The organism is Rhodococcoides fascians NBRC 12155 = LMG 3623 (assembly GCF_001894785.1).
Lineage (GTDB): Bacteria > Actinomycetota > Actinomycetes > Mycobacteriales > Mycobacteriaceae > Rhodococcoides > Rhodococcoides fascians.
This window is the reverse complement of the sequence record NZ_BCWW01000007.1, coordinates 263,588-279,872: the sequence shown is the minus strand read 5'-3', so window position 1 is coordinate 279,872 and position 16,285 is coordinate 263,588. Positions and strand designations below refer to the sequence as shown.

Sequence of the window (16,285 nt, the reverse complement as noted above, 5' to 3'; positions counted from 1 at the left end):
AACCTTCGTAAGCAATCGGATTACAGAGCGGGCCAGGGGCTGGTGGATCGACGACCTGGTAAATCGACGACCTGGTGGATCGATTCAGTACAGCCCGACCGGACGGCACAACGTTCGTCGTGTTCATTCTCTTCCCCGAGGCGACCGGTTTTCGAGTCGCCGGGCGGTGATTGTCCTCACCAGAGCATCTGCTCGAGGGTCGTGAGCGCCCTCGTTCCCCCGAGACACCCGTACCCGCTAAGATTCCTGCCAGGTCATGAGTGCCAGCATCGAGCCCCGGCTTGCTGGCCGGCAACCCTCCAACCGCGGTGGGGTGCCCCGGGTGAACGACCAGGCCGATGCAACACATCCGTGTCGTATCGACAAGCGCGGGTCCGCTCCGAAGCGGACCCACTGATCTTCGGTCCCCACGGGCCGAGGCATGTCAGGAGGTTCTCATGTGTTGCTGTACCGATACGCCCCGTAACGCTCGAGTTCTCGAGCTTCATTCGACAGAAAACACGTCTGAGAAAACGGAGTATCACCAGCCATGACCGATTCGACCCCCGACGTCGTCGACGCCACCGGAGCACCTACCGAGGATCCGTTCACCGATCCCGCAGCCGACTGGAGCTTCGAGACCAAGCAGATCCATTCGGGTCAGACACCGGACGGCACCACCAGGGCTCGTGCGTTGCCCATCTACCAGACCACCTCGTACACCTTCAGCAACACCGATCACGCGGCCGCACTGTTCGGCCTCGCGGAACCGGGCAACATCTACACCCGCATCATCAATCCCACGCAGGACGTCGTCGAGCAGCGCATCGCCGCTCTCGAAGGGGGCGTCGCAGCACTTCTGCTCGCGTCGGGCCAGGCAGCAGAAACGTTCGCCATTCTCAATCTCGCCGAGGCGGGCGATCACATCGTCTCGAGCCCGCGGCTCTACGGCGGCACGTACAACCTTTTCCACTACACGCTTCCCAAGCTCGGGATCACCGTCTCGTTCGTCGACGATCCGGACGATCTCGAGCAGTGGCGCGCGGCCATCACACCGTCGACCAAAGCGTTCTACGGTGAGACGATCTCCAACCCGAAGAACGACGTTCTCGATATCCCCGGCATTTCGGCGATCGCCCACGAGAACGGCATTCCGCTGATCGTCGACAACACCGTCGCGACGCCGTACCTGCTGCAGCCGCTGAAGCACGGTGCCGACATCGTGGTGCACTCGGCGACGAAGTACCTCGGCGGTCACGGCACGGCGATCGCGGGCGTCATCGTCGACGGCGGAACGTTCGACTGGACGCAGGGCCGTCACCCCAACTTCACCACCCCGGATCCGAGTTACCACGGTGTCGTCTTCGCCGATCTCGGCGCTCCGGCCTTCGCGCTGAAGGCGCGGGTGCAGTTGTTGCGCGACATCGGGGCTGCGGTGTCACCCTTCAATGCGTTCCTGATCAGCCAGGGCCTCGAGACGTTGAGTCTTCGAATCGAGCGGCACGTGGCGAACGCGCAGAAGGTGGCCACCTTCTTGGCCGGTCGCGACGACGTCGTCTCGATCAACTACGCCGGACTCGAGTCCTCGCCCTGGTACGAGCGCGGGCAGCAGCTGCTCCCGAAGGGGCAGGGCGCGATCATCGCGTTCGAGCTGAAGGGAGGAGTGGACGCGGGCAAGAAGTTCGTCAACGCTCTCACTCTGCACAGTCATGTGGCTAACATCGGAGACGTGCGTTCTCTCGTCATCCATCCCGCGTCCACCACGCATTCGCAGTTGACCCCGGAAGAGCAGTTGGCCTCCGGCGTCACTCCCGGCCTCGTGCGTCTGGCCGTCGGTATAGAAGGAATCGACGACATCATCGCCGATCTCGAGGTCGGCTTCCGCGCGGCGGCGTCTTGAGCCACAGCTTGAACACAGGCGTTCGTCCGGAGGCGGTCCTTCCGTCTCCGGACGGGCGGTTGGGAACCATCGACATCGGTGGTCTCGATCTCGAGAACGGTTCTCACATTCCGCACGTGACCGTGGCGGTGCAGCGTTGGGGCGAGATGGCAGCCGATCGCAGCAACGTCGTGCTCGTCGAACATGCGTTGACCGGCGATTCCCACGTTTCGGGACCGCCGGATGCCGACCACGTACTGCCCGGTTGGTGGAACGGGATGGTCGGACCGGGCAGCCCCATCGACACCGACGAATGGTGTGTCCTCGCCACCAACGTTCTCGGCGGATGCGGAGGCACCACCGGGCCGAGCAGCACCTCCCCCGACGGCACCCCGTACGGTTCTCGCTTCCCGGAAATTTCGATTCGCGATCAGGTGGCGGCAGAGGTCGCGGTGGCCGACGTTCTGGGCATCGATCGGTTCGCCGCCGTCGTGGGCGGGTCGATGGGTGGTATGCGCACCCTCGAATGGATTGTGGGACATCCGGATCGGGTGGGTGCCGCGCTGGTGCTCGCCGTCGGTGCCCGCGCGACAGCGGACCAGATCGGAACGCAAACCACCCAGATCGCTGCGATCAAGGCCGATCCGGGTTGGCTCGGCGGCAACTACCACGACACCGGCACCGCCCCGACCGCCGGACTCGGGATCGCTCGACGCATCGCGCATCTGACGTACCGAACCGAGAGCGAACTCGACATTCGGTTCGGAAACTCTCCGCAGAACGACGAGGATCCGTGGGCCGGCGGCAGGTACTCCGCGCAGAGCTACCTCGAGCATCAGGCCGCCAAACTGGTCAATCGATTCGACGCGGCGACGTACGTTCTCCTGAGCGAAGCGATGAACCGCCACGACGTGGGCCGAGGACGCGGCGGAGTCGCCGAAGCCCTTGCATCCGTGCCGGTTCCGACCATCGTCGGGGGCGTCGATTCCGATCGCCTCTACCCGCTTCGACTGCAGAAAGAAATTGCGCGTGAGCTCCCACAGTGCCGGGGGCTCGAAGTGATCCAGTCGCGAGACGGCCACGACGGATTTCTCACCGAGGCCGATTCGGTGGCGAAGCTGCTGGCCGAGACGATGGAGCTCGCCCGCCTCGGACGGCGCTGACCCGAGCCGATCGGTCTACGTCAGTCCGTCCCCAGGGGATCGATCGACAGCGACAGAAAGACGATGGCACCGCCGACGCCTCCCAGCGCCAACACGTCGAATCCCCTGCTGCGCACCTTCAGGGTGCCGACGCGTGACTCGGGCAGGCACAGTCGCAGCAACGCTGCCACCACCGCTGCGCACCCGAAGATGAACGAGCCGCGCCGCCAACGGTCGGCGAGAACCAGGACCAGCGCGGCGAGCACGATGATCGACACCACGACCATCGGTAGATTCCGAGCGAGCGCCGCTCGGAGACCCGGCATGTGATCGCCTCGCGCATCCTGTACGTCGTTCACCTCGACGCGCTCAACTCTGGGCCGCAGTGCGTTCGGCTCGCTCCACGACATTGGACAGCAGAAACGCGCGCGTCAACGGCCCGACTCCACCGGGGTTGGGCGACAGGAAACCGGCCACCTCGGCGACGTCGTCCGCGACGTCTCCGCGCAATCCGTCCTCGGTGCGGGTGACCCCGACGTCGAGCACAGCAGCCCCGGGCTTGACCATGTCTGCGGTGATCAAACCGGGAACCCCGGCGGCCGCGATGACGATGTCGGCGCGGGAGACCTCTGCGGCAAGATCACGAGTTCCGGTGTGGCACAACGTGACAGTCGCGTTCTCCGAACGGCGGGTCAGCAGCAGTCCGATCGGCCGGCCCACCGTCACACCGCGGCCGATGACCACAGCGCGCGCCCCGTCGAGTGCGACGTCGTAGCGCCGCAGCAAGTGGACGATGCCCCGCGGGGTGCACGGCAGTGCGGCGTCCTTGCCCAGCACCAAGCGGCCGAGGTTGATCGGGTGCAGACCGTCGGCATCCTTGTCGGGATCGATGCGCTCGAGCGCGGCGTTCTCGTCCAGATGCTTGGGCAACGGAAGCTGCACGATGTACCCGGTGCAGTCGGGGTTGGCGTTGAGTTCGTCGATAACCGCTTCGAGTTCGGACTGAGTGATATCCGCGGGAAGATCGCGTCGAATGGAAGTGATGCCCACCTTCGCGCAGTCGTTGTGCTTGCCCCGCACGTACGCGGCAGAACCCGGATCATCTCCGACGAGCACCGTCGCCAGGCCGGGAGTGATGCCCTGCTCACGCAGCCGTGCCACACGGGCGGTGAGGTCGACGAAAATCTCGTCACGAGTCGCTTTGCCATCGAGGATCGTTGCAGTCACCGGGCCATTGTTTCAGGTTCTGCCCGTCCGGCGGCGCGCCGGGCCGATCACCGCGGTCAGCTCTCGACGATCAGACCCTGCGCAGCCGCGAAGGCCACTGCTTGCATCAGTTCGATCTTGGCCCCGCGCACCCCTGCGCCGACCCACAGCGACGCATCGACGACGGCTCCGCGCAGGTCCGACTCCTCCATTTTGGCACCGACGGTTCGTGCGCCCGCGAGATCGACGGACCGCAGCACCGCTTTGCGAAGATCGGTCGAGGTCAGGTTCGCCTCCCGCATCCGACATCCGGTCAGATCGACGCCGCGCAGGTCGGCATTACCCAGCGAGGCCAACGTGAAATCGACTTCGTCGTAGGTGGCCGGACGCATGCGAGTGTCCACGAACACCGATCCCATCAACGTCGAGTGACGGAAGACGCTGTGCTGCAGGTTGGTTCGAGTGAACGTGCACGATCGAAAGGCCGAGTTGGTGTGCACCGAATCCGTGAGGTCGGTACCGGTGAAGTCGCATTCGGTGAAGACGACCGAGTCGGTTCGCACATTGCTCATGTCTGCGTCACGGAAGGTGCACCGGACGAACTGCCTGCCCGACCACTCCCGCCCGTCGAGTCGAGAATCCGAGAAATCTTCGCCGATGGTCTGTTCGTCGTCCACCTGCCCCATCCTCCCCGGGCTCGTGGTGGCAGAGTGATCCGGGTGTTTCGACTCATGTTCTTCGAGCCCCGGATTCCGCAGAACACCGGCAATGCGATTCGCCTCGTCGCCGGCACCGGATGCGAACTGCATCTCGTGGGCCCCCTCGGGTTCGACATGTCCGAACCCAAGCTCAAACGCGCGGGATTGGACTACCACGACCTCGCGTCGGTCACCGTGCACCAGGACCTGCCGTCGGCGTGGTCCGCACTGGCCCCGGAACGGGTCTTCGCCTTCACCGCGCACGCAACACGCTCCTACGCCGACGTCGCCTACCAACCCGGTGACGTCCTACTGTTCGGACCGGAACCCACCGGACTCCCCGACGACGTCCTGACCGACCCCCATGTGACCGATCAGCTGCGCATCCCGATGATCCCCGGACGACGATCACTCAACCTGGCGAACGCCGCAGCAGTGACGATGTACGAGGCCTGGCGCCAACACGACTATCAGGGCAGCGTCTGAACGATTTGCGTTCGAGTGCGCTCGAAGCCATAGCTTTCCGTTCATGACACAACCGCTCGGACAACGGCATTGGCTCATCACCGGAGCATCCTCCGGCCTGGGTCGGGCGCTCACCGTCGCCGCCCTGGAGGCAGGCGACACCGTCGTCGCAGCGATGCGGCGACCCGAACGTCTCGACGACCTGGTTGCCGAGAACCCGGAATCCCTACTGACCATCGCCTTCGACGTCAGAAACACCGAATCCGCGCCGACCGTCGTCGAGGCCGCGATCGGCCGGTTCGGACGCGTCGACGTACTGGTGAACAACGGAGGCGTCGGGCAGATCGGTGCGGCGGAGGAGATAGACGACACGCGATTGCGCGACATGCTCGAACAACACGTGGTCGGGCCTGCTGCTCTGACCCGCGCAGTCCTGCCTCACATGCGAGAGCGGAGCGCGGGAACCATCGTGCAGGTCAGCAGCCAAGGCGGCCGCGTCTCGTTCCCGGGTGCCGGCTCGTATTCTGCAGGTAAATTCGCGCTCGAAGGCTGGTCTGAAGCCCTTGCCGGCGAGGTCGCTCGGTTCGGCATTCGAGTTCTCATCGTCGAACCGAGTCGGTTCAGGACCGGGTTCAACAATGCCGATGTACTCGAGATCGCAGACCCCATCGATGCCTACACCGCCCTGTTGGGCGCGCTCAGAGTCGACATGCTCGACGTCGACGGACGGCAAGAAGGCGATCCGGCCCGCGCCGCGCACATCATCCGCCGACTGGTCGACACCGAATCCGCTCCCCTGCGCATCCCACTGGGGCGAGAAGCGGTTCGACGGCTACGCGAGTCGTACCGTCGGGAACTCGACTCCTTGAACACCCATGCCGAATTGTCCGCAAGCGCGGATTTCCCCGGTGTGCCCGAATCCGTCCGTCCGGTATGACTGCCCAGGTAGGACTATCTTCCCTCTCATGTCGACGAACGAATTGATGAACAGGGCGCTGTCGGCGGCCGTGGACTCGGCTGCGCCCCTGACGGTGGAGCTGCTGCACGACCTGATCGAGCCGTCGGAACTGCCCGAACCGCTCGGTATCGCCGAGGTAGCCGAACTACTCGGCATCTCCACACACACGCTGCGGTACTACGAGCGATGCGGCCTCATCGACGTCGATCGCGACGGACTCGAGCACAGACGATACGATTCCGCGGCCGTCCGTCGATTGGTGTTCCTGACAAGGATGCGGCTCTCGGGTATGCCCATGCGCGACCTCCGGAGATACGTCGCGCTGGTCGACAGCGGCGACCAGACCGTCCCGGAACGACTCGAGATGCTCGTCGCGCATCGCGACGCTGTTCACAAGCGCATCCGAGAACTGCAACTGTCTCTCGTGGCAACCGAGTACAAGATCGCAACATACGGCGGCGCCACGGGTCCGTGATCCGGGTGAAACAACCGTTCGGCCCGGTGGGAATGTCTGCGTCCTCGCACGTCAAATCGATTGTGAGCGTCGACAAATCGATCTGGTCGGAACGGCACCTGCGCTGTGAGACCCAACTATCGAGCCGCGTCCGACGGCTCGCCAGCCCTCCGATAACAATTTCCTTTCGTTCGGCGGTCGCCCGGGCATGCCGACTCGGAGCATCGCCACCCGCTTCGGACACCGGCACCGAGCCGACAAACAAGCCCCAATCATGAACTGACGGAACGGAATCGACCGGACTGCGCACGTAGAACCTGGGCAGTACAAAGGCGGTACGAACCGGCTCGACCTATACCGCAGGGGTCCGAGAAATCGGACTTCTACGACGATTCATCTCCCGATGCCATCGGCACCGTTACACAATCTGTGTCTGCTTGCTGTCACGGACCCCCGGAGCGGGGTACCGTGTGCCGCACCGACCCGTTTCGCTCGTGAAGGAGCTTTCTGTTGTTCTCTGTTTCCCTGCCCCGTACGGTTTCTTCCAACTCCTCCTCCGCGCGAACGTTCAGTCGGTTCGGTAGTCGAATCGCCCGCACCGCAGCTATTTTCGCCATCGGATCGGGCCTGACGGCGGCCGCCTTCGCCGGCACCGCCACCGCGTCGGCGGCACCGGTCACGTGCGTGTCGCCGCCCTCGGCCAACGACATCCAGGTGAGTGACACAGCGAGCTGCGGAGCCACCTCGAACGGACCCGGAACCGCCACCGCCGGTGCCGCTGACAGCGGAACTGCCGTCAGTGTCAACGACGGGCCGGGCGCAACCAACACCTACGCCAACGGTTACGGTGTCGCGCTCGGAGCAAGCAAGAACGCGGGCACGGCATACGCGCTCGCACTCGGCGGCGGAATCGCGCACTCGTGGGCAGATGCCGGCCAGACGACCCTCGCGGTCGCAGGATGGGGATCCGGTGCCACATCCGAGGCACGAGGCGTCGACTGCGTAGGGCCGCTGTCGTTGGCACTGAACCTCACGAGCGGTCAGTTCTGCGTTCTCGGTAGCTGATTCTTCATCCGATCGAGCGGAGCCGACTACCCCGACACGGACCCGTCGAGGTAGTCGGCTCCACCGACGTAGACAGTCCGGCCGGACTTCTCGATGGGTCCGATTGCAGCCTCAGTCACAGCCGACGCGAACTCCGCAATGGTCGGGAGCGCACCCTGCGCGGTTCGCGCAGCGACTGAGTCCGGATTACGGCGTTCGAGCAGGGTGACCACGATCGTGCCCTCGATCATGTCCCCGGACACCACGACCAATTCGATTCCCCGAGAATCCAATTCAGGAATCATCCCACGCAGTGCATCCTCCCCCGCCCGTTTGCTCGCAGCAACGGGTTCGTATTCGACGGGGACCGGTTTCTTGCCGTGAAAATGCGCCTGGTGGCTGGTGAGGAAGACGATCCGCGAGCCCGGCTCCATACGGGCGATACTCGCGCGAGCCAACGCCACCTGCGCGTCGCGATTGATACTCATCGCGTAGTCGGGTTCTGCACCGAACTCCAGGCCACCCGAGGCATTGAGAACCAGAACGTCGATTGCGCCGAACTCGGCAACGACAACGTGCAACATGGCGTCGATTGCCGCACCACAGCATCAGCCCGACGTATTCAGGCAGTGTCAGCACGTGCCCACGAGGCACCTTTCCATTCTTGTCGGTGGGTGGAGATACGCTTTCCCCAGTTCGAACGCATGTTCTGAACTGGGGGTCACCGGGGGGTGAAAAAAATGGCTGCACCAGTGGTGTCGTTGGAGGCGTTGATCACTGCCGCGCGGGAAGAGAATCGGCATGCGGCCCGAAAGATCGCTGCCTGCTACGACTTCCACCTCACCTGCATCGCGCAGGATGCGAAGCATCGGCAGTACAGCCGGTACGGACGCACCGAGATGGCACTCGCGTTGAGCTGCTCCGCCACCGTCGCCGAAGCCTACGTGTCCGTCGGCGTGGCACTGCACACCCGGCTTCCTCTGGTGAAAGCCGCATTCGAGGCCGGCGACATCGACCTCCCCCGCGTACGTGCGGTGTGCCGGATCCTCGACAACCTCTCGGACGACATCGTCAAGTCCGTCGAGGGCGACATCGTCGAAGCGGCCCGACGGTCGTCACCGGGTCCACTGGAGAAGGAGATCTGGGAGATTTTGCTGCGCGTCGCACCGGAGGAAGCAGCAGCGTTGCGAGAGTTCGCGAAGAAGTTCCGCAATGTTTCCTACGCCCCGGCTGGGGAATTGGCCCGGATCCGAGCAGAATTGACCGCCCCCGAAGCCGCCGCCGCATGGCAGCTGCTCGAGGAGATGGCCGACACGGTGTGCGCGAAGGATCCGCGCGGCAAACAGGAACGACTGTGCGATGCGTTCATGGCGCGAATGCACGGAGAACCCCGGCTGACATGCCTGTGCCAACGCGCGGGCTGCCCGAAGAAAGATGCAGAGCTGCCTGATCGTCGGGTGCCGTTGACGATGGTCACTGTCGACATCGCAACTCTCATCGGACTGTTGGCAAATCCTGCGTACTTGGCTGGGCACGGATCCATCGACCCTGATCTGGCACGAGAGTTGGCGCGCAACAGTCAGTGGCAGATCCTGCTCACCGAAGCAGTCACCCTCGCCGAGACACTCGGACTGGCGGTGCAGAACCCGGAAACCGGGGAATGGGAACGACGCTCCGCTGAACCCACAGACACCACAGACGAGCCGAACAGGGCAGACCCCGAGCCTGCACAGCCGAACTCGGCAGAATCGAACGTAGCCGAATCGAACGCGACGGAATCGAATACACCTCCAGCGCATGCGGATACACGCACCGACACAGGCACCAGCACCGCAACACGCTCAGCAGCGCCGACGGACAACGCAACGGAGAAGTCAGCGCCAGCGGACACGGCAGCACCGACAACTCACACCGACAGCGCGACCAAGAATGCAACCGACAATGCAGAACGCGTGGACGATGCAGGGCCGGGTCCGGGTTCGGCTGCTGCACAGACCGATTCGACGACTGTTCCGACACCACCTGAGCCGACCGTTGATGACGACACCCGGCAACGACGTCGGAATGCCCTCGCCTCCGCAGCGGCACTGTTCTGTACTCACACCCCAATCGGCCGGGGCGCACGGCACAGCTCTGCCCTAGACCTAGCCTCGATGATCCGGTCGAACCGCCGCATCATGCACACACCGGCAGGCATCTACCTCGGCAATGCGTCCCTCGCCGCAGCACTCGAAGCCGCCATCGCCGCCGACCCCACTCTCGGAACATCCGTCGGGCGCGACCCACTCACCGACCGAGCCCTGATCTACAGACCCGACGCCCTCACCATCGCCGCCGTCCGACTCCGCGACCGCCACTGCCGCTTCCCCGGCTGCCACCGACCCGCCGCACGCTGCCAACTCGACCACGTGATCCCGTTCGACCACGCCAACCCACTCGGCGGCGGCTGGACCACCGTCAACAACCTCCAATGCCTCTGCGAATACCACCACAGCGTCAAAACCGCAGGCTACTGGACCGCCGTCATGCTCCCCGGCGGCGCCATCCTGTGGACCTCCACCTCGAAGACCACCCGAATCACCCTGCCAGCCAACGGAACCACAGTACCCATCATCGGCAACGACCTCCGGCCACACATCCCCACCCAACCCAGAAGATCAGGCATCATCGCCTACCCCGACCCACCCGACCCACCCGACAACCCGACCCCCGAGCCAGAACCGACCAACGAAGAAGACGAGGAGCCGCCCTTCTGAGTATCGGTGCGCTCTTCGGTGCCTACTCATGGCAGCCTCGCGAATTCTGGTCGCTGCCGACCGGCATACTCGATCCATGAGGTATTCACGTGCGCACACCCGCCCGAGGGCGCTGTCGTTGCACGGACGGATTCGAGTGTTGACGATGAGCCTGGCCGCGCTCGCCGTTGCGGTCAGCGCTCTGGCGATCTACCTCGTCGCAGAGCAGTCGCTTCGCTCGCAGATCATCGACCGTGTCGGCCGAAACAGCGATGCACTGATCGCCAGCGCCGCGTCGGGAGTGCCTGCCGATCTCTTCGGGTTCGGGATCGAGGACACCGAAGGAACCGCGGTCAAAGTTGCGTTGATGACCACCGATGGCACCTTGGTGTCCTCGTCCAACGGCACCTACCCCTTCACCAACTCCGATGGTGGGCTCGACGATCCGGAGAAGGCGGTCACCGAGGGCCGCACCGATCGGTCACTGCGGGAGGTTCGCGGCTACTACATATCCGCCGAGCGCACCGATTCCGGTGAGACGATCATGGTGGCCGAAGCCCTGAGCGGTACGTCACCACTGCTCGGAAAACTCACGCTTGCCCTGATCCTCGTCGGGGCGTTCCTCGTCGCCCTCGCTGGTGTGGCCGGCGCAGCCGTCGCTCGCACCGGGCTTCGTCCGGTCAGACGGTTACGCGCCGGAACGGAACGAGTGGCCAGGACGGGTGCCTTCGAGCCCATCGACGTCAACGGAGACGACGAACTGGCGTCTCTCGCCAACAGTTTCAACGAGATGCTGGCTGCGCTCTCGCGGTCGCGGGCACGACAGGGACAGTTGATAGTCGACGCCGGTGCCGAACTGATGGAACCATTGACCGCTCTGCGCACCAACATCGATCTGTTGATGTCCCTCGACGGCCCGAATGCCCCGGTCATGCCCGACGAGCAACAGGACCGACTGCGCGTGGAGGTCATCGAACAGATGGACGTCATCATCGGACTGGTGCACGACTTGGTCGACCATGCCAGAGAGCCCGCACCGACCCAGCAGTGAGAACCCAGCGGTGACGGTTAGCTGTCGCCGCCGAGCCGCTCTATTGTCGAACGATGAACGCTCCACTGACGATCGTGACCGGCGGCAGCCGCGGAATTGGAGCCGCAGTATCTCGGCGTCTCGTGGCCGATGGGCACGACGTCGTGATCGCCTACCGCTCCGATTCTGCGGCCGCCGACGCAGTGGTGAACGAACTGTCGAGCGCCGACCGAACGGTCGTCGCGATACGTGCCGACACCACTGACGAGCGGTCGGTGATCGATCTGTTCGCTGCGGCTGCCGAGATTGGCACTGTCACCGGATTGGTGAACAACGCCGGATCGGCGCGTGCAGTAGGGACCCTGGCGAACAACGACATCGAGACGATCAGGGCAGACTTGGACGTCAACCTGCTCGGCGTCCTGACCTGCTGCAAGTACGCCATACACGCGATGGCCGACCACGGCGGTGCCATCGTCAACATCTCCTCCGCGGCAGCCACCATCGGAAGCCCCGGTATGTACGTGCACTACGCCGCGGCCAAGGCAGCCGTCGACACCTTGACGGCCGGCCTGTCCAAAGAGCTTGCCGCGCAGAACATTCGTGTCAACGCCGTCGCGCCGGGAGTCATCGAGACCGAGTTTCACAAAGACCGTGAGCGACCACGGAAGATGGCGTCGAGCATCCCCCTCGGCCGCCCCGGAGTGCCCGACGAGATCGCCGGCGCGGTGTCGTGGCTGTTGTCCGAGGATGCGCGCTACGCCACCGGAACGGTCGTCCGAGTCGCAGGCGGAATGTGACGGACACTCGGCATGCCGATCAGCGAGGCGGAAGTCGATGCAGCTCGACGTCTGTCAGCTCGCCGCCTTCGGCAACGGCGGTGAGGTAGGTACAGAACGGCTGCCGACGCCGGTCCGTCGGAGATCCGGGGTTGAGCAGCCGTAGACGGTTGTCGGCCGTCGTATCCCACGGAATGTGACTGTGTCCGAACACGAGGACGTCGGTATCGGGGTATTCGGCCGCCATCCGGCGCTCGCGTCCTGTGGCGGCTCCGGTTTCGTGGACGACGGTGAAGCGCACGCCGCCGAGTGCCACGTCGGCACGTTCGGGCATGACCGCACGCAGCTCGTCGCCGTCGTTGTTTCCCCAGCAGGCGACCAGCGAACGAGATCGCTGCGAGAGTGCCTCGAACGTCGCGAGATTCACCCAATCGCCGGCATGGATCACCACATCGGCGTCGTCGACGGCGGCCCACACCTGATCGGGCAGCACTTTCGCTCGGGTGGGCAGGTGAGTGTCCGCGATGATCAGTAGCTTCACGCCTCGATTCTGCACCGGCGTCCTGCTCGATGACGCACGGGCAGGGCGGGAGTCCATCAGCGAAAGTCTCTGGATCGGGACGCAACTCGCAGATCCATCAATTGCAGATGATCTGCCACCACGGTCACCGCTCCCTCGGCATTCTGCACTTTGCCTCGAATGAGCAACGCCGGAGCGGTGATTGCGAGTTTGCGGTACTTCGCCCACAACCCCACCGAGCACACGACGTTGACCATGCCGGTTTCGTCTTCGAGGTTGATGAACGTAACGCCTCCCGCGGTTGCCGGACGTTGACGATGCGTCACTGCACCGCCGACGAGGACCCGGTCGCCATCGGGGATCTGCAGCAGCCGATTCGCGGGCACCACGCCGAGGGAATCCAGCCGATCCCGGAAGAACTGAGTGGGGTAGGAATTGGGTGACACTCCCGTTGCCCAGACATCGGCCGACGCCAGATCGAGGTCCGTCATACCCGGCAGCGCAGGCGCTTTCGTCGATGCGCCGACGCCGGGGAGCAGACCGGGCCGCTCCCCCGCGGCCGCTCCGGCAGCCCACAACGCCTCTCGACGAGTGATGCCGAAACACCCCAGCGCGCCGGCCGTGGCCAGTGCTTCCGCTTGCGCCACCGACAGTTCGACGCGTCCCGTCAGATCCAGAAACGAGGTGTACGGCCCGTGTGCGTCTCGCGCATCGACGATCTTCTGGGCAAGTGTCGTCCCGATGAACTTCACGTCCGCCAAACCCATGCGGATCTCGAGACCGTCTGCCTCGAGATTTGCATGGCCGAGGCTGGCGTTGACGTCGGCACCGTGCACGACCACGCCGTGCCGTCTGGCATCGGCCACCAGAGACTGAGGTGAGTAGAAGCCCATCGGCTGAGCACGAAGGAGACCAGCACAGAACGCCGCCGGATGGTGCAGCTTGAACCACGACGAGTAGAAGACCAACGAGGCGAAGCTCTGCGAATGGCTCTCGGGAAAGCCGAAGTTGGCGAACGCCGAGAGCTTTTCGTAGATTCGATCCGCGGCTGCACCGGTGATGCCGTGCAGATCACGCATTCCGTCGTAGAACCGTCCACGAAGCAATTCCATCTTCTCCGGAGACCGTTTCGATCCCATGGCGCGACGCAGCTGATCGGCATCGGCGGCGCTGAAGCCCGCGACGTCGATGGCCATCTGCATCAGCTGTTCCTGGAACAGCGGCACGCCGAGAGTTCGATCGAGAGCTTTCTTCAGCGACGGATGATCGAAGGTGACCGGTTCGAGTCCGTTGCGCCGCTTGACGTACGGGTGCACCGAGCCACCTTGGATGGGACCGGGACGAATCAAGGCGACCTCGACGACGAGATCGTAGAAATTACGCGGCTTGAGCCGCGGAAGAGTGGCCATCTGGGCCCGCGACTCGACCTGGAACACACCGACCGAATCGGCCCGTTGCAGCATCTCGTACACCGCATGTTCGGACAGGTCGATCGAGGCGAGGTCGATCTCGATGCCCTTGTGTTCGGCGACCAGGTCGATCATGTAATGCAGAGCCGAGAGCATCCCGAGCCCGAGCATGTCGAACTTGACCAAACCCACTGCGGCACAATCGTCTTTGTCCCATTGCAGCACACTGCGATTCTCCATCGTCGCCCATTCCACCGGGCACACGTCGGCGATCGGTCGGTCGCAGATCACCATTCCTCCCGAATGGATGCCGAGGTGACGCGGAAAGCCCTCGATCTGACGGGCGAGGTCGAGAACGGAATCGGGGATCCCGTCGCCGTCCTGATCGCCGATTCCGGACCACCGGGTGATCTGCTTGCTCCACGCGTCCTGTTGTCCCTGGGAGAACCCGAGAGCGCGGGCCATGTCTCGTACCGAGGACTTCCCGCGATAGGTGATGACGTTGGCGACCTGAGCGGCATGGGTTCGGCCGTACTTGGCGTACACATGCTGAATGGCCTCTTCCCGCCGATCCGACTCGATGTCGATGTCGATGTCGGGTGGTCCGTCGCGTTCGGGTGCGAGAAACCGCTCGAACAGCAACTTGTTGGCAACCGGATCGACGTTCGTGATTCCGATGGCGTAGCAGACGGCCGAGTTCGCCGCCGAACCTCGCCCCTGGCACAGAATGTCGTGGGTCTTGCAGAAATGAACGATGTCGTGCACCACCAGGAAGTAGCCCGGAAATTCGAGCCGCTCGATGATGTCGAGCTCGTACTCCAACTGCGAATATGCAGCCGGGTTCGCCGACTGCGGGCCGTACCGCTGGGCAGCACCCTCGAACGTGAGCCGCCGCAGGTAACTGATCTCGGTGTAACCGTCGGGCACCTCGAACGGTGGGAGACGAGGCGCAATCAGTTTCAGATCGAACGTGCATTCTCGACCCAGTTCGACGGCACCGCGCACTGCACCGGGATAGTGCTCGAACAGCTCCGCCATCTCCGCCCCCGACCGCAGATGTGCACCACCCGTCGGTGCCAGCCACCCTGCCGCCTCGTCCAGACTGCTCCGGGCACGTACCGCAGCCATCGCCATGGCCAACCTTCGGCTACGTGGACTGGCGTAGTGCGCCGCCGTGGTGGCGATCATCGGCAGACCGTACCGGCGAGCCAGGGCCGCGAGAGCGTCGTTGCGCTCGTCGTCGTCGGCAGTACCGTGCCTGGTGAGCTCGACGGTGACGCGCTCGGCCCCGAACCGATCGACCAGATCACGCAGCGCGAGATCGGCCGCCTCCGGCCCACCCCGCGAGAGCGCTTGGCGGACATGCCCTTTGCGACAACCGGTCAGGATCTGCCAGTGCCCTCCCGCCGATTCGGTGAGTTCGTCCACGTCGTACCGCGGCTCACCCTTGACTCCGCCGGCCAGATGCGCGGCCGCGATCCGACGCGACAGCCGTCGATACCCTTCCTGTCCACGAGCGAGCACCAGAAGATGCGTACCGTCGGGATCGGTCGCTCCGGCCCTGGACCGGTGGGTGTCGAGCGACAGCTCGGCACCGAACACCGTTCCGATGCCGAGGGCTCGTGCTGCCTCGGCGAAACGTACGACGCCGTAGAAGCCGTCGTGGTCGGTGATCGCAATGGATTCGAGTCCCAGACGCACCGCTTCCTCGACCATTTCCTCCGGCTGCGATGCGCCGTCGAGAAAGCTGAACGCAGAATGCGCATGCAGTTCTGCGTACGGTGTCGACGGCCCCACCGAATCGAGCCGGCGACCCTGGTAGGCGTCGCGTTTGCGCGACCACGCCGGGCTGTCGCCCCCATCGCCTTCGACGACCGGCTTGGGGCGCCCGGAGAGGACTCGCTCCATTTCCGACCAGGTGGGCGGCCCGTCGTTCCATCCCATCGAGACCACCTCCTTCACACCGTCACACACATCGTCGAACACT

General features: G+C 64.4%; 15 protein-coding genes and 1 riboswitch. Of the genes, 9 read left to right on the top strand and 6 right to left on the bottom strand.

The window, feature by feature from the left end; genetic code table 11:
* Positions 1-252 precede the first annotated feature (252 nt).
* Positions 253-375, top strand: a riboswitch (SAM riboswitch).
* Between the two features lie 154 nt (positions 376-529).
* Together RFA01S_RS16515 and metX are read left to right on the top strand one after the other, a co-directional pair.
* On the top strand, positions 530-1,879 hold the full coding sequence (locus RFA01S_RS16515) for a bifunctional o-acetylhomoserine/o-acetylserine sulfhydrylase (RefSeq protein WP_072692118.1): 1,350 nt from the start codon (positions 530-532) through the stop codon (positions 1,877-1,879).
* 8 nt (positions 1,880-1,887) lie between these two features.
* Positions 1,888-3,021 (top strand): homoserine O-acetyltransferase MetX, encoded by a 1,134-nt coding sequence (gene metX, locus RFA01S_RS16510; protein WP_032408179.1) that lies wholly within the window; start codon positions 1,888-1,890, stop codon positions 3,019-3,021.
* 20 nt (positions 3,022-3,041) lie between these two features.
* Here metX and RFA01S_RS16505 read toward each other — a convergent pair whose 3' ends face one another.
* From RFA01S_RS16505 to RFA01S_RS16495, 3 genes are read right to left on the bottom strand one after another with little or no spacing between them, the layout of a single operon-like run.
* Positions 3,042-3,326: a DUF3017 domain-containing protein gene (locus RFA01S_RS16505; RefSeq protein ID WP_027496399.1), complete on the bottom strand. Its 285-nt coding sequence runs from the start codon at positions 3,324-3,326 to the stop codon at positions 3,042-3,044.
* Between the two features lie 43 nt (positions 3,327-3,369).
* Entirely contained in the window at positions 3,370-4,227 is an 858-nt protein-coding gene (locus tag RFA01S_RS16500; protein ID WP_032400121.1) for a bifunctional methylenetetrahydrofolate dehydrogenase/methenyltetrahydrofolate cyclohydrolase, read from the bottom strand.
* A gap of 56 nt (positions 4,228-4,283) precedes the next feature.
* Positions 4,284-4,892, bottom strand: a complete 609-nt coding sequence (locus RFA01S_RS16495; protein ID WP_032366683.1) for a pentapeptide repeat-containing protein — start codon at positions 4,890-4,892, stop codon at positions 4,284-4,286.
* Between the two features lie 33 nt (positions 4,893-4,925).
* On the opposite strand from RFA01S_RS16495, the gene RFA01S_RS16490 reads away from it, so the two are divergent.
* The 4 genes from RFA01S_RS16490 (at position 4,926) to RFA01S_RS16475 (ending at position 7,846) form a co-directional block, all read left to right on the top strand.
* Positions 4,926-5,390, top strand: coding sequence for a tRNA (cytidine(34)-2'-O)-methyltransferase (locus tag RFA01S_RS16490; protein ID WP_179273747.1), 465 nt, complete (start codon positions 4,926-4,928; stop codon positions 5,388-5,390).
* A gap of 43 nt (positions 5,391-5,433) precedes the next feature.
* The gene (locus tag RFA01S_RS16485; RefSeq protein WP_032374655.1) at positions 5,434-6,306 is read left to right on the top strand and encodes an SDR family oxidoreductase; all 873 of its coding nucleotides are present in this window, start codon (positions 5,434-5,436) and stop codon (positions 6,304-6,306) included.
* A gap of 28 nt (positions 6,307-6,334) precedes the next feature.
* Positions 6,335-6,802 (top strand): MerR family transcriptional regulator, encoded by a 468-nt coding sequence (locus tag RFA01S_RS16480; protein WP_027496394.1) that lies wholly within the window; start codon positions 6,335-6,337, stop codon positions 6,800-6,802.
* 489 nt (positions 6,803-7,291) lie between these two features.
* Complete coding sequence (locus RFA01S_RS16475; RefSeq protein WP_174557274.1) at positions 7,292-7,846, top strand: DUF6764 family protein; 555 nt, start codon at positions 7,292-7,294, stop codon at positions 7,844-7,846.
* Between the two features lie 26 nt (positions 7,847-7,872).
* On the opposite strand, the gene RFA01S_RS16470 is transcribed toward RFA01S_RS16475, so the two are convergent.
* Positions 7,873-8,409, bottom strand: a complete 537-nt coding sequence (locus RFA01S_RS16470; protein WP_052060855.1) for an SDR family oxidoreductase — start codon at positions 8,407-8,409, stop codon at positions 7,873-7,875.
* Between the two features lie 156 nt (positions 8,410-8,565).
* Between RFA01S_RS16470 and RFA01S_RS16465 the strand changes: the two genes are divergently transcribed.
* From RFA01S_RS16465 to RFA01S_RS16455, 3 genes are all read left to right on the top strand, one after another.
* Positions 8,566-10,581 carry a DUF222 domain-containing protein gene (locus RFA01S_RS16465; protein WP_139278458.1) on the top strand — a complete coding sequence of 672 codons (2,016 nt, stop codon included), beginning with the start codon at positions 8,566-8,568 and terminating at the stop codon, positions 10,579-10,581.
* 76 nt (positions 10,582-10,657) lie between these two features.
* The gene (locus tag RFA01S_RS16460; RefSeq protein ID WP_032365671.1) at positions 10,658-11,611 is read left to right on the top strand and encodes a methyl-accepting chemotaxis protein; all 954 of its coding nucleotides are present in this window, start codon (positions 10,658-10,660) and stop codon (positions 11,609-11,611) included.
* 53 nt (positions 11,612-11,664) lie between these two features.
* On the top strand, positions 11,665-12,390 hold the full coding sequence (locus tag RFA01S_RS16455; protein ID WP_032408008.1) for an SDR family NAD(P)-dependent oxidoreductase: 726 nt from the start codon (positions 11,665-11,667) through the stop codon (positions 12,388-12,390).
* 19 nt (positions 12,391-12,409) lie between these two features.
* On the opposite strand, the gene RFA01S_RS16450 is transcribed toward RFA01S_RS16455, so the two are convergent.
* Together RFA01S_RS16450 and RFA01S_RS16445 are read right to left on the bottom strand one after the other, a co-directional pair.
* Positions 12,410-12,910 carry a metallophosphoesterase family protein gene (locus tag RFA01S_RS16450; protein ID WP_032408149.1) on the bottom strand — a complete coding sequence of 167 codons (501 nt, stop codon included), beginning with the start codon at positions 12,908-12,910 and terminating at the stop codon, positions 12,410-12,412.
* A gap of 56 nt (positions 12,911-12,966) precedes the next feature.
* Positions 12,967-16,242 (bottom strand): error-prone DNA polymerase, encoded by a 3,276-nt coding sequence (locus RFA01S_RS16445; protein ID WP_032408150.1) that lies wholly within the window; start codon positions 16,240-16,242, stop codon positions 12,967-12,969.
* Between the last annotated feature and the right edge of the window lie 43 nt (positions 16,243-16,285).